Annotated in this window: 10 protein-coding genes; all 10 read right to left on the bottom strand. The window is 39.2% G+C overall.

All coding sequences use genetic code 11. The annotated features are described in order from the left end of the window. Nucleotides 1-3: 3 nt before the first annotated feature. Entirely contained in the window at nt 4-1,167 is a 1,164-nt protein-coding gene (locus A33Q_RS08610; RefSeq protein ID WP_016254975.1) for an aminotransferase class I/II-fold pyridoxal phosphate-dependent enzyme, read from the bottom strand. 10 nt (nt 1,168-1,177) lie between these two features. Continuing rightward, on the bottom strand, nt 1,178-1,993 hold the full coding sequence (locus A33Q_RS08605) for a prephenate dehydratase (protein ID WP_009034520.1): 816 nt from the start codon (nt 1,991-1,993) through the stop codon (nt 1,178-1,180). Then, complete coding sequence (locus A33Q_RS08600) at nt 1,990-2,358, bottom strand: DMT family protein (protein ID WP_009034519.1); 369 nt, start codon at nt 2,356-2,358, stop codon at nt 1,990-1,992. Before A33Q_RS08600 ends, A33Q_RS08605 begins: the two co-directional genes overlap by 4 nt. A gap of 33 nt (nt 2,359-2,391) precedes the next feature. Further along, on the bottom strand, nt 2,392-4,527 hold the full coding sequence (locus A33Q_RS08595) for a S9 family peptidase (RefSeq protein ID WP_040490273.1): 2,136 nt from the start codon (nt 4,525-4,527) through the stop codon (nt 2,392-2,394). A gap of 494 nt (nt 4,528-5,021) precedes the next feature. Beyond that, the gene (locus A33Q_RS22620; protein WP_009034517.1) at nt 5,022-5,405 is read right to left on the bottom strand and encodes a KilA-N domain-containing protein; all 384 of its coding nucleotides are present in this window, start codon (nt 5,403-5,405) and stop codon (nt 5,022-5,024) included. A 57-nt stretch (nt 5,406-5,462) separates the two neighbouring features. Next, nucleotides 5,463-6,806, bottom strand: coding sequence for a DUF418 domain-containing protein (locus tag A33Q_RS08585; protein ID WP_009034516.1), 1,344 nt, complete (start codon nt 6,804-6,806; stop codon nt 5,463-5,465). 81 nt (nt 6,807-6,887) lie between these two features. Beyond that, on the bottom strand, nt 6,888-7,460 hold the full coding sequence (locus A33Q_RS08580) for a flavodoxin family protein (RefSeq protein WP_009034515.1): 573 nt from the start codon (nt 7,458-7,460) through the stop codon (nt 6,888-6,890). Nucleotides 7,461-7,559: 99 nt separating this feature from the next. Next, nucleotides 7,560-11,276, bottom strand: coding sequence for a hypothetical protein (locus tag A33Q_RS08575; RefSeq protein ID WP_009034514.1), 3,717 nt, complete (start codon nt 11,274-11,276; stop codon nt 7,560-7,562). A gap of 181 nt (nt 11,277-11,457) precedes the next feature. Next, entirely contained in the window at nt 11,458-11,739 is a 282-nt protein-coding gene (locus A33Q_RS08570; protein ID WP_009034513.1) for a hypothetical protein, read from the bottom strand. A gap of 357 nt (nt 11,740-12,096) precedes the next feature. Further along, nucleotides 12,097-13,605: a leucine-rich repeat domain-containing protein gene (locus A33Q_RS21525; protein WP_009034512.1), complete on the bottom strand. Its 1,509-nt coding sequence runs from the start codon at nt 13,603-13,605 to the stop codon at nt 12,097-12,099. Nucleotides 13,606-13,615 lie beyond the last annotated feature (10 nt).

Raw genomic sequence — 13,615 nt, 5'->3', positions numbered from 1 at the left:
TTTTTAATGTATAGGTTCGATTGATTTGATTCGATTGATGGCTTCGAGAATTTTTTCTTCAGGTAAGCATAATGAAAATCTTACATAGCCACTTCCTTGACTTCCAAATATATCTCCCGGAGTGATAAAAAGGTGAGCTTTCTCCAATAATTTATCTACAAAGTTCAAGCTGTTGCTTCCTTCAGGTAATTTTGCCCAAACAAATAGCCCCGAACTTTCTTTTTCAAAGCTTAACCCTAGCAAAGTTGCCAAATCCCAAATAAGATCCCTTCTAGCACTATAAGTGCCGTTTAGAAAATCATACCATTCATTCCCCAACATTAAGGCTTCAATAGCTCCTTTTTGCAAACCCAAAAACATGCCTGAATCCATGTTACTCTTGACCTTAGTTATTTCTTGGATCCAGTCTTTTCTGCCCATCACCATACCAACCCGCCATCCTGCCATATTGGAGGATTTGCTCAATGAATTGAGCTCCAAAGCTACTTCTGACGCCCCTTCAACCTGGAAAATACTTTTGGGTTCTCGTTCAAGTACAAAACTGTAAGGATTATCATGCACCAATACTATCTGGTTCTTCTTGGCAAAATTGATGAACTTTTGAAAGATGACAGTGTCTGCTTTTGCGCCACTGGGCATGTGGGGATAGTTGCACCACATCAATTTAACTTTGCTAAGGTCTGATTTTTCTAAAACATCAAAATCAGGATACCATTTATTGGCAGCAGTCAAGGGGTAAGTCTTTACTTCTGCACCTAACAACCTTGCCACGGCTCCATAGGTTGGATAACCGGGATCTGGTACGAGTACTTCATCCCCTGCATCCAAAAAGGTCATAGAAATATGCATTATACCCTCCTTAGAACCCATCAGGGGTAAGATTTCTGTTTGGGGGTCTTTGAGTACAGCATAGTTTTGTTTGTAAAAAAATGAGATCGCCTGTCTCAGTTCAGGAATACCCTGATAGCCTTGATAACCATGGCTTTCAGGGAAAGATGCAGATTGTTGCAGTGCCTTGATCACAGCGGGATGCGGTGGAAGGTCCGGACTTCCAATACCCATGTTGATTACAGGTACCCCTTCTTCAATCAAGCGGCGAACCTCCTTTAATTTTTTAGAAAAATAATATTCCGATACTTCTGCAGTCCGCTTAGCAAATCCTTTCATCTCCTCAATTTTACTTTCCGCTTTGGTATTCCCCAAAGACCTTGACTTCTCCCCCCGATTTTATTATGGATTCAATTGCCTTGAGGTATTGGTTGTAATCTGTGAATTGGGTGTCGATAAAAAAGGAATAATTCCATGGGTTTTCTATAACAGGAATGGATTGAATTTTGGATAGGTTAAGCTCCAAATCACTCATTTGGGTCAATAGTTTCGCCAAACTACCTCTTTCATTGCTGATTGTTACTTTGATGGAAGCTTTGTTGGGAATGGATGTGGGAACAGATTTGTCTTTTTGTAATAAGATAAACCTTGTGAAATTATTCTCCACAGTCTGAATATCCTTTGCTAAAACCTTCAATTGGTAAATTTCTGCAGCTACACTGCTTGCAATTGCTCCGACTCCAGCCAATTTTTCATCTTTAATCCTTTTGGCAACAGTAGCTGTATCTACATCATCTACCAAAGTAATGGAAGGGTGTTCTTGAAAAAACTTTTTGCATTGTAAAAGTGCCATCGGATGAGACCTGACTACTTTTAAATCCTCGATCTTTTGATCAGGAAGACACATTAAATTATGGGAAATAGGAAGGTAAAACTCTTCAAATATGTGAAGGCTATACCTGTCAATCAACTCGTAATTTGGCAATATAGCTCCAGCTATGGAGTTTTCAATTGCCATTACCCCAAACTGCGATTCACCTGTTCGGACACTTTTGGCTACTTCCTCAAAAGTTTTGTAACCAAGCACATCCGAATCTTCTCCAAAATACTGAAGTGCTACCTGATGGTGAAATGAACCCGGAATACCCTGAATAGAAATTTTCATTTTTTAAAGATAAAATAAACTGCGAGGATCAAGAACCCAAACCCGATAATATGATTGACCTTGATACTCTCATTTTTGAAAAAAAGAAACGTGAAAACCATAAAAACCACCAATGTGATTACCTCCTGCAATACTTTGAGCTCAACCAGAGAAAAAGGACCTCCATTTTCTCTAAACCCAATCCTACTGGCAGGCACCTGAAAGATATACTCAAAAAAAGCAATCCCCCAACTGATCAGTACAATAGAAATCAGCCCCAGGTTTTCGAACCATTTCAATTCTTTGAATTTCAGATGGCCGTTCCATGCGAATGTCATAAATGTATTGGAAAGCACCAATAAGAGAATTGTAAAAACACCTTTCATCTTTGCGATATTTATGTTAAATCAGAAATCAAGCTATTCTCTGATTCCCAAGATATCGAATACAAAGGCATACTCCCTTGCTACTTCTTTGAGTCTTTCGAACCTACCGCTGGCACCACCATGTCCAGCGTCCATATTGGTGTAAAGGAAGAGGCGATTATTGTCTGTCTTCATAGTGCGGAGCTTTGCCACCCACTTGGCGGGCTCCCAATACTGCACCTGCGAATCATGTAGTCCAGTAGTAGCCAAAATATGCGGGTAATCCTTGGTCTCTACATTGTCATAAGGTGAGTAGGAAAGCATGTATTCGTATTGCTCCTGGATGTTGGGATTGCCCCATTCCAGCCATTCAAAGGTGGTCAATGGGATCGACTCATCCATCATGGTGGTCACCACATCCACAAAGGCCACCGCGGCTATCACACCTCTGTACACCTCCGGAGCCATATTGAGGATCCCTCCCATCAGCAAGCCGCCTGCACTTCCTCCTGATGCGAAAAGCTTGTCTTTGGCTACGTAACCATTGTCCTGAAGCCATTTGGAACAATCAATGAAATCATAGAAGGAATTTTTCTTATTCATCATCTTCCCATCTTCATACCAGTCCCCTCCCATTTCCTGACCTCCACGGATATGGGCTATGGCATACACCATTCCCCGATCCAATAAACTCAATCTGCTGCTGCTAAAAGAAGCATCCATGGAGTAGCCATAAGACCCATAAGCATATATCCAACCCGGCATGCTTCCGTCCTTTTTGAATTTATCTTTTCTGTAGACGATGGACATAGGTACCTTTTTACCATCTCTGGCAGTGACAATCACCCTTTCAGTTTGATAATTATTTTTATCAAAATCACCCAAAACCGGCTGCTCTTTCATCAGCTCCTTCTCTTTGGTTTTCATGTTGAAATCAAAAACAGAATTGGGAGTAGTCATGGAAGTATAGGAATACCTCACCACCTCTGTGTCAAAAGCTGGATTGTAACCCAGGCCAGCAGAGTAGGCCGGTTCGTCAAATTCAATCTCGTATTCTGAACCGTCCTCAAATTTGACTATTCTGATCCTTGCGAGCCCTTCTTTGGTTTCTTCCACAGCCATGTAGTTTTTGAAATAGTCTACACTTTCCAAAAAAATATCTGAGCGATTTGGAATTACATCCGACCAATTGGCTTTGGAAGGATTGGATACAGGAGCCTTTACTAACCTGTAATTTACCGCATCCTGATTGGTATGTATATAAAAATCCTCTCCTCCGGCATGGTCAACACTATATTGGACATTGTCTTCTATTGGAGCAATAAGTTTAGGATTTCCTGGCTTATCCGCATCCATATAAAAAGCATAAGAAGCATCTGTTCTTCCTGAACCAATGATGATGTATTTTTTTGATTTAGTAAGCCCAACCCCGCAGTTGAGTGTTGGATCTTTTTCTTCGAAAATCACTTCGTCCTGAGAAGCATCCTGACCCAAAACATGTCTCTTAACCTGATAATTTCTCAAAGTGACAGGGTCCGGAATAGAATAATAAAAGGATTTGTTATCAGTGGACCAAACTGCGGAACTCCTGATATTTTCGATTTTGTCCTCAAGCATTTCTCCTGTTCTGAGGTCTTTGATAGATACGTCATAAAAGTTTCTTCCTTGTGTATCTTTGATGATGGCGATCAGGTTGTGGTCATGACTGACCGAAGTAAAGAAATTGAGATAAGCTTCTTCTTTTCCCAATTCGTTACCATCTACCAGAATCTCTTCTTCAGCATCCATGGAACCCTTTTTTCTTGCGTAAATAGGGTATTCACCGTCCTCTACATATTTGGTATAGTAATAAAAATCATCCAGCTTGTAAGGCACAGATGCATCATCTTCCTTGATGCGGCTTCTCATCTCTTTGAAAAGCTGCTCTTGAAAATCCTTGGTATGGGCCAACATGGTATCCATGTAAGCATTTTCAGCATTGAGGTAGTCGATGACCTTTTGATCCTCACGGTCATTGAGCCAATAATAATTGTCCACTCTCACATGGCCATGCTTGGCTATAATTTCATGAGGTTTTACTTCGGCCATTGGGGGATACACTACCGGATATTGAAAATCCGGTTCTTCTTGCGAACACGCTGTACTCATTGTGAGACTGAATATTAAAAGGTTTTTGATTTTATTTTTCATGGTCTGTCAACTCATGCAAGTCAAACTTGGAACAAATGTAAGGTATTCATCATGGATAAGGATAAAAAATCCATCTTTGGTAATACTTGGGCATTACCTGGGTCAAGCAACAGTTTTGATTGAATTCTTGTCATGGAGATTATAAAGAACTGCAAGTTAAATTATTGGCTTCTAAAATTTATCCGGAAATGCAAAGAAGCCCCTCTCCAGGTCTTCGAAAAGAATCCGGCAAAAAGTGAAAAATTGAATTCAGGAATTCGATATGCGATGGAACTGGTATTTATTTGGCAAAACGGTCAAGTAGTAGCGTAATGCGGGATTTAGAAGCACTTTACTTTCGAGCAAGGATTTCATTTGGGTTATGGCAACTTTATTGAGTTGAAAAAGTCGTTCTTTTTGTGGCAAGCCTTGTTCAATGAGCAATGCGTTTATGCTTTCCATATTGCTTATACAACCAATTGTTCCAAGGTTGCATAATCCCTAATGTTTCCTTTTTAGTCAGGATTGATGTCTCGCCATTCTTTTGCCGTAATTCCAAAAAGTGCTACGTTCAATATGTCGGCTTCAAAGGCATACACCAAACCTGCTTGATGTTTGGTGATTTCTTTTGGTATCAGGTTTTCCTTGATTGCGTCCGTTTGTACTTTATAATTGATTTTCGAAATGGTTCGCTGTAAGTTCCACTCTAATTTCAGTCGATTATTCTCATCATCTTTTAAACGTTGAAACTCCTTTATTATATAAAGCTTGAACTCTATTGAAATCCACCATGCAAATTCCAAAGCAATGTCCTTATGTGCAAAAGTTCCTCCGTATCGTCCTGCTTTTGAAACTATTCCGATTGCATTTGTACGTTCTATCCACCGTTTTGGGGTCATCACAAAGCTGTTCAACCCTGCTTGTTTTCTAAACCCCTCGAATTCGAGGGGTTTGGATCACCTCCTTACAAAAGGCTGAATCCTGCCATAAGTCAGGCACCTCCATAGCCATTCCAAGGGCCCAAAAAGAAAGTACTTCAACCATATCGGACTGATAAGCAGTTGAAAAATCCAGATCCCTACTACTAGGTAATACAGCTGAAAATATTCCCATTCTGCATACTGACTGAGTCCATATCCAAAAAACACCAAGGTACAGATCACAGAGTGCATGACATAATTGGTAAATGCCAATTGGCCCACAGCGCGCCAACCTTTCATCAGCCAAGAAAATAGGCCCTTTTGGTACAATACAATCACCAAAGCCACATGCGCCATCATGATGAGTATCCTCTGAAAATCATAGATCAAAGCCACCCAATTGATGGAGTGTTTTTCGAAAAAAGCAAGCGCTGATTCTACATTGTGAAAATGTATGGTATTGTACACAAAGGAAAAAATCACCAAAGGCAAACCTATGCCATATCCTATCCAAATGGTTTTGATGTATTGTGCCTGAGTCCATTTCATTGTCAGAAAACCCCATTTGTACAATGCTATTCCCAAAAGCATCAGAGCCAACATGTCCCAAACTGAAAAGATCAAATACTTGGTCTGTCCATCCCAAGCTTTAGGTCTGATATGACTGGCCACATCAGCATAGCTGCCTTTCATCAGTAAGGTATTCTCCACCACTTCCTCCTTGTTTGGAATCATTTCTTTTCTGGTTTCCTCCCAAGCATCCAGTGCTGCAAGTTGGTCATCTCCAAGCTCAACTCCCGAGTCCTGAAGGGCCTTAACTTCTTTGTATGCAAGGTACTCGCCTCTGATGTTCTGCATAAAAAGGGTACTTGCCACAAAACCTATAACCGCAACTATAGGCACTCCCATAGCCAGGTATTTAGGTTTCATTTTTCTAAAAAGAAAAGCCAGCATTCCTATCAGCCCATAGAAATAGAGGATGTCCCCTATCCAAAGAATCAAATGGGCATGGGCCAGACCGAAAAGGGTCAGCCAGATCATCCGCTTGTAGAAAAGCCAAGTAGCAGACCGTCCTGACTTTTCCTTATTGGTGGTAAAAAGCACTATTCCTGCTCCAAAAACCATGGAAAACAATGCTCTCATTTTCCCTTCAAAAAGGATCACATTCACGGCATGCACCCAAAAGTTGGGGTTGGAGGTGTCCTGTGACCATGGTTCTGAGAAGTACTCCTCCATGGAAAAATATGGAATGTTCAAAATAAGGATGCCCAGAAGTGCAACACCTCTTATGATATCTATAATTTCGATTCTTTCAGTAAAAACAGCGGGTTTGGGTGCCTGCTCAATTTGTTCGACTTCAGTGGTGCTGGATAATGCCATAAGATCAGGAAGTAAAAGTTTAACAAATATAATCCTAATCCATTGAATTTCAGATCACATGATGATGTGATAATTTTTCACCTAATAAAATTTCAAAACCATTTCACCTACCCTTTTTCCCAATCCCTCAGCCTTTTTTAAAAAAATCTCCTGCACTTCCTTTTCGGCAAACTCACCTTCCCCTGTTATCGCTGAAGCTCCAAAAGCAGCTTCCAGTTCTTCACCACCTACTATAATCATCCCGTGAATCATCATGGATCGGATCATGCTAAACATGACGGCTTCCTCCCCTATCGAAAAACCTCCTCCCGTAACGAAAACTGCACCAATCTTATTTTTCAGTGGTCTTCCCTCAAATGGCCAGGAATTAATGAAAGCCTGTACCTCAGGAGTCATATTGGCATTGTAAACTGGAGACCCTAAGATGATGGCTGAGGCCTGTAGGATTTCATGTTCGCTTACTTCAGCTATAGGTTTGAGGACAAAATCAGCACCCTTAACTTCCGCCACCCCTTTTGCTACTGCTTCTGCCATGGCTTGGGTTTTCCCGGACTCGGAATGGTAAGTGATCAGGATATTTCTTTCAGACTGGGCTTTTAGACTGACGCATGAAAAAATGGCCAGAAAAAAAAACAATTTGGAAAATGTTTTCATAGGATCGTCAATTGTGAAGTAAAAGTAACGAACAGAACTTTTGCTTCAAACTCCTTGATATACCTTCTTCAAAGATCCGGTATCCTACTCAATAATTGATCATTGGGCTACTACTGGATTTTTCCAGAACTTACTCCTAAATACAGAATAAATCCCACCTAAGGTGCCCACTATCCCGGTTACATAGGCTGTTGCTTCATCCAAAAAGCTTCGGTCAAAATAACTGATCATCGCTACGGAAATCAGCACAAAACTAAAAACCGCGATCTGGATGGAGGGCGCATTCCCTGTATTCAATTCAAGATTTTTGAAAATCTCCTTTTCTTCTCTTGTAACATGGAGTAAAATAAAATACCTGAAGGTATCGCTGAATAAGGTAAAACGGTCCATCCCCTCTTCATAAACCAGCACTCCTTTTTGAATCAGCTCGACAATAACCGGAGAAGCTGCATAATTGAGAAATTCATGAACTGCAAACTCATAGGTAACTTTCTTCTCTTCAAGACTCAATTCCGCCCAAATATTGGTATAATCAGCTTTAAAAAACCGCTGCCTTAATAAAAGCTTGGTCTCCACATCATCCTGGATTGTTTCATTTTCATCAATCACCATACTGATATGTTCAAAATTACTCTTTGAAAAATCTTTGTCTTTGATGGGGATATATGTAAAAATAAAGGGACTAAAAATTTCAGAATAATGTAACCTTTGCTGTTCTCCGTCCACTTTAGCTAGCATTTGTTTCCATGAAATTCCTGAAACTAGCACCAAGAGTATATTCTGTTTTTCACAAAATGCCATCAGGGACGAAAGTCTCTCGACAAACTTGCCACTGTCCGGAATACAATGTATGTTTTCAACCAATATAACCTCAATTTGATCTTGTTTTATGCCATCCATTTTAGCTGAAAAATCATCCAAAACATTTAATCCTTTCCCATCGAAAGCACGGATTTTTCCAATATCAACCTTAAACAACTTAGCGACCAAATCACTGTTCCCATCGGAAATCAATCGGTGGATAAAGAAAAACCTGCATTGAAATCTCTCCTCCACTTCCACTTGGTCAGACTTTCTTTTTTCCAGAAGTCTGGATTGAATAGCTGAGATCGTTTCACTCAGCCTTGGATTGATCCCTCCTGCAAAAAACATTTTTTTGGTCACTGTTTTATTGAGCCAATAAATTATCCAGAAAAAGAGGGCAAAGGCTAAAATGGTGAAAAAATCATCCAACTCTATATTCCTGAAAAACTGAATTCCATTTTCCGAAAATGACGAGTAATCCGGCTTCCACTCTCTTTTTTCCCTGATCAGAAATTCAATGTTGGCAGGGGATGTAGCGACAAATTGAAGTAATTCTTCATCCTTTCTGATCGGAAAAGCCGTGAAGAGGTTTTTTCTTTTCTGGCTATAATCCTCAACCCATGGAGAAATAACTGCTGCATCTTCTTGAAGAGTTTTGGATTTCGCCTGCCAGACCTCTTTTTCTTGCTGAAAAGTCATTGACAAAATCATATAACCTGGGAAGAAGCCTATCAGTGTCACCCACAGCACGAAAAACCAAGCAAAGAGATGATTGGTCTGTAGCCAAGGAATCTGATTTTTCAGCCAGATGACACCTCTACCATCTTTTAATACTTGAAGATACCTTTGAAAATATACCTTCACCACGCAACAGATGAAACTCAATAAAATCAGGATTATAGAAAAGAGATAAGCTGAAAAAGGATGCTGAAATGTTCCTTCGAATAAAATGGCCAAAAAGAGCAAAATCAAGGTAGTGATACCCAAATATTTGATGGCATATAACCGATTAATCCTTTCATCCATAGCGGATGTATCTGCTGTCCATTTCATTTCCAGAAAAATGAAAACTACCTGAGAAGAAAACACCATAAAGCACAGGGTAAAAAAGTAAAGTGTGAATATGTTTACAGAAAGGTTGTGGTACATTCCCAAAAGCACCAATAGTTGGATGATGAACAAAATGATAAGAAACAGATAATTTGAAGAGTTATGTCGGTTGGGATAGAGGTGCAGATAAGAAAAATCCGACCAAAGGCTGCATTTGGGTTTTGGACTGAATGACCACCTAAGCATTGCTAAAAACAACAACAGCACAATATATCCAGTCAATAACACCAATGCTTCCGAAACTACAAAAAAGGAAAAGGAATGCTCTAAGTGCTCATCCTGCAGATAAATCAGCCAAGCGGACCGGTCCAAATTATCAACAGGGATTTTTTGGAGATTCATGATATAGGAATATCCATCCACATGAAGGTTTAAATCCCAAACAATTTCTTCCGAAACATCCCTATTGGACTGCATGATGTTTTTGAGCAGGAACCAATTCTCATTAGAAAGCAACTGTGATAGGTTATCAAAAGGAGCTTTAACCTTTTCACTTTTAAAAATCACATCTCCATTGTCTTTCACCAAAATAAACCTGTGTTTGTCTGAAAGCTGATTTAATGATTCCCATTTAAAGGTCACAGCATTTACTTCACAAGCCAAAGTATCAAGTTTACTGATTGCAGTTTCGAGATTCCCGTCCTTCCTCGAGTATTGGCTTCCGATGAAAAAATGAGGCTCATGTGATTTTGGATCATTACATTCCTGAAAATTCTTTTTGGAAAAATGGGTGAAATATTCCCTTTCAGACAAGTTGATAAAAGAACCAATTCCTGGGAGTTTCTTATCACCTAAGACCAAAGTCTGCATCTTTCCTTGGCAATCTATCGTCAAAAACTCCTTCAGGCTTCCATTGCCAAATGGTTCTCTCAGTAAATCACAATTACGATCTATTTCTTTTTTTATCGCTTCACCAATACCCTTTCGATGCTTTGAATGCTCCTTTTTTGAGTAGGGATGGTGGTCCTTGACAAATGCAAACCCAAAACCCATCAGCAGCATAAACCCGAAAAGTGAAAGCCCAACACTGAAAACCTTAAACCTCGTCAACACATCTCCACGCCGAAAGCCAAACAAAGAAATGATGGGCAGGGAAAAAACCATTGCAGCCAACAAAAAAAGTAACAATGACAAATAACTGAAGTCTACTCTAAAGCCCAATGATTCATAATGTTTTTTGCTGATCAATCCCCCAAGAGTCAGTTTTTTGCCTTCCAGAAAAAAAGGAGTGTAATACAAATAATAGGATTGGTCTTGATGCTGTATCTCAACCTTGTTGATGGGCAGATCTAAGCCGGATTTTTCTGTCAAAACCAGCAGCTTTTTCCCAATATCAGGGGAAGGATAAAGGATTTCTCCATTTTCATCTGCCAAAATAATTTTTTCGAAAAAATCATGTTGGGCAGACAGGCTGAGTGCATTTTCCAAAGGTATTGTCAGATTTATCCGAGAAGGGGTTCCTAAAGGACCAATCATATTGAATTCTCCCTGCTCAAAAAATTCCTGGTTTACAGGATATTTCCTTATCTGTATCAGATATTGTCCATTTGAGGAGACAATTTCAAGGGATGGCTTTACTGTATCCTGTTTATCCAAGGATTTAAATTCCCTGTATTGTTCTCCAGTGATAGATTTGAGCCGTTGCGCAAATGCTTGCCATTCACTTGGAAAACTACTTTTGCCCAAATTTTCAGTAATCATGTACCTGACAAATCTATCCTCCTGCTCAGCCAAAAAGGAATGATAGAAAGCAAAAAACTTGCTTTTTACCATCTCAAGATTTCTAATGGCCTGATTATCCAATTGGACTTTATTATCCTGTGATTGCTGGAAGAGTACAAATCCCACCATTACAATCGCCACTAAAAAAAATATCCATATTTTCATCTTACGGAATCCCATGAAAACTCAGGTTAAAAATCAAGGGGAAGTTACAAAAAATACTGAAAATCAATAATTTATATTGAAAAACTTTTAATCCTATTGTTCGTATATCGAAAGCCTTTTATGTTTATTAATCTGGCGGGGGTCTATTAATCCAACAATTAATAAAATAAGCGCATTGATATCAATTAACTTCATTTTAATTTTCAAAAATGTAAAGACCCATTACCTCTTTTTGAGAGTTTATTTTTAGCCTCTTATATATTCTTTCATATTCCAAGCTAAATGAAGGGATTTCAAATACTGTTTTTCTAAGGTTAGTATTTTGAACCAAAAATGAAACAATTATATCCCATTCTTTTGTAGTCTCATTGTATTCTGCCTGCTCCAATCTAAAGTCAGGATTTTCCACAGTTGTCAGATCTTTAAGCTCATTAGCAGCTATCAGAAGCAAATCTTTGAAGTTAGCTTTAGAATTCATATTTAATCAGGATTGAGTATTTACTACATTTAAAGATACGAGGAATTTAAAAAGAAAGTGCCGGAAAGTCTATAATTCCTCCCTTTATCATCGTACTCAAAATGAAGAATCTCAGGCCAACAACAAAATCAGACCAATTATCCTTTTAAGGCATGCTTATCACCTCAGCCTTTCATAATAATACAGTACCGGCACGATGGTATTGGTTTGAAAGCTTCTTTAGGGACAATTTCCAACCTTTTTAGGGTAAATTTAGGATAAAAAAATACCACCGAAAGCTATATTCGGTGGTAAGGTTTCCAAAAATAGGATTACTAAACTTTATCCTATGATTTTTTATCAAAGGATATAGCCAAATCAATCACAAGACGAGAAATCTCCTCCACTTAAATCCCCAATTTCATCTCTAAAGGCAGCTATGACGCAGAAATCAGCCTCTATTTCTCTTATATCTAAAATAGCCGTTCCTTCGGGAGCCATATCATTCTGAAGTGCTCCTTCTTCCATTAGATCGGCCAAAACAGAGAGATCTGTAACTCCTGTGTTTCTCATATTCAGTCTCCAAAGTTTTTTAAATTTGGCAATGGTTTCCATACCTTCATTTCCAAACTGAATATTTCTTGCAATCAAAGTACCTAAGTCGGCATTATTTCCAAGTGGAGAAATATCAGTGATACCAGTGACTGTATTGATATTGAAATAAGTGATTTTGGTATGCTCGCTAAATGGCGTAAGGTCTGAAACTTCTGTCCCATCCAATCTTACAAAGGTGAGGTTTGGCATTTTTTCCACCCCAGCTACATTAGATGTAGTAGTACCTCTTAAGTCCAATTCTTCTACAGTCAACAGTAATTCTTCTGTGATTTCGTCATCATCTCCAAGACCTAAGATCTCTCTTACTCTGCCTTCTAATCCTGCATCTTCAAAAAAAGAAGCTTCAACAGCATCTCCACAAGCAGCGCCATCCCAGCCTTCTAGCTCTCCCTGAGGGAATTGGTCTACCCACTGGGCTATCAAACATGGATTCGTGATATTGTTGTTCTGGAGATCAAGGGAGATTTTGTTACCATACAAATCTGATAATTCTTGTGTGAATGCTCCAGCTTCAAAAATCGCTACCAAAGGTGTGATATCAGTAATTCCGGTATTTCTGATATTTGATTCCACCAATTTGGTGTATTGAGAAAATTGCTTGAACTGCTCATCGCCAACTTCGGCATTTCTTAAACTCAAGTAATATAAGTTCACCATTCCATCAAGTGGGGAAATATCGGTGATATTGCCACATCTGTTGAAGTTCAAATATTCAAATTGTGTCATTCCTGACAAGGGTGAAAGGTCAGAAACATTAGCTTCTCTTAAGTTTAAGTGTTTCAAGTTTGACTTTCCGGCCAACCTTGAAATATCAGAGGTAGGCGTTTCTCTTAGGTCCAAGAATTCAAGCTCATTCAAATTTTGGACAAAATCAAGGATTGCAGCACCTTCACCTTCCAGATCAAGGTTCCACAAGTTCAACTCCTTGAGGCCTGTTAGGTCTTGTATAGGTGACATATCTGTCACATTGGTAAAATTGAGATTCAAAACCTCGAGATTAGTAGCTTTTTCCAGGCCTGCTATTGAGCTTACCTGAGTATTGGCAACGTTTAATTCTGTCAGGTTTGCCAAACGTCCAACAGTTATGTCATCGTTGGAACCAATGTTCAAATCACTCTTGATGAAACCCTCCAATAGCTCATCCTCAAAGACAACCACCTCATCATTTGGATCTTGGGCTGGAGGTGTATCTGGATCATCTGTACACGCTATGGCCATTGCTCCAAAAAGCAAAGCCAGCATCATTGTTCTTAAATTGTAAAGTTTAGTCATGATTTTATTA

Origin of the sequence: Indibacter alkaliphilus LW1, from assembly GCF_000295935.2 — a bacterium.
Classification (GTDB): Bacteria; Bacteroidota; Bacteroidia; order Cytophagales; family Cyclobacteriaceae; genus Indibacter; species Indibacter alkaliphilus.
Note: the sequence above shows the minus strand (reverse complement) of the source record. Positions and strands in the feature narration are given on the sequence as shown.

Coding starts and splice junctions, on each gene's coding strand:
- A33Q_RS08610 (WP_016254975.1), bottom strand. CDS start 1,167: ATGAAAGGATTTGCTAAGCGGACTGCAGAAGTATCGGAATATTATTTT.
- A33Q_RS08605 (WP_009034520.1), bottom strand. CDS start 1,993: ATGAAAATTTCTATTCAGGGTATTCCGGGTTCATTTCACCATCAGGTA.
- A33Q_RS08600 (WP_009034519.1), bottom strand. CDS start 2,358: ATGAAAGGTGTTTTTACAATTCTCTTATTGGTGCTTTCCAATACATTT.
- A33Q_RS08595 (WP_040490273.1), bottom strand. CDS start 4,527: ATGAAAAATAAAATCAAAAACCTTTTAATATTCAGTCTCACAATGAGT.
- A33Q_RS22620 (WP_009034517.1), bottom strand. CDS start 5,405: ATGACCCCAAAACGGTGGATAGAACGTACAAATGCAATCGGAATAGTT.
- A33Q_RS08585 (WP_009034516.1), bottom strand. CDS start 6,806: ATGGCATTATCCAGCACCACTGAAGTCGAACAAATTGAGCAGGCACCC.
- A33Q_RS08580 (WP_009034515.1), bottom strand. CDS start 7,460: ATGAAAACATTTTCCAAATTGTTTTTTTTTCTGGCCATTTTTTCATGC.
- A33Q_RS08575 (WP_009034514.1), bottom strand. CDS start 11,276: ATGGGATTCCGTAAGATGAAAATATGGATATTTTTTTTAGTGGCGATT.
- A33Q_RS08570 (WP_009034513.1), bottom strand. CDS start 11,739: ATGAATTCTAAAGCTAACTTCAAAGATTTGCTTCTGATAGCTGCTAAT.
- A33Q_RS21525 (WP_009034512.1), bottom strand. CDS start 13,605: ATGACTAAACTTTACAATTTAAGAACAATGATGCTGGCTTTGCTTTTT.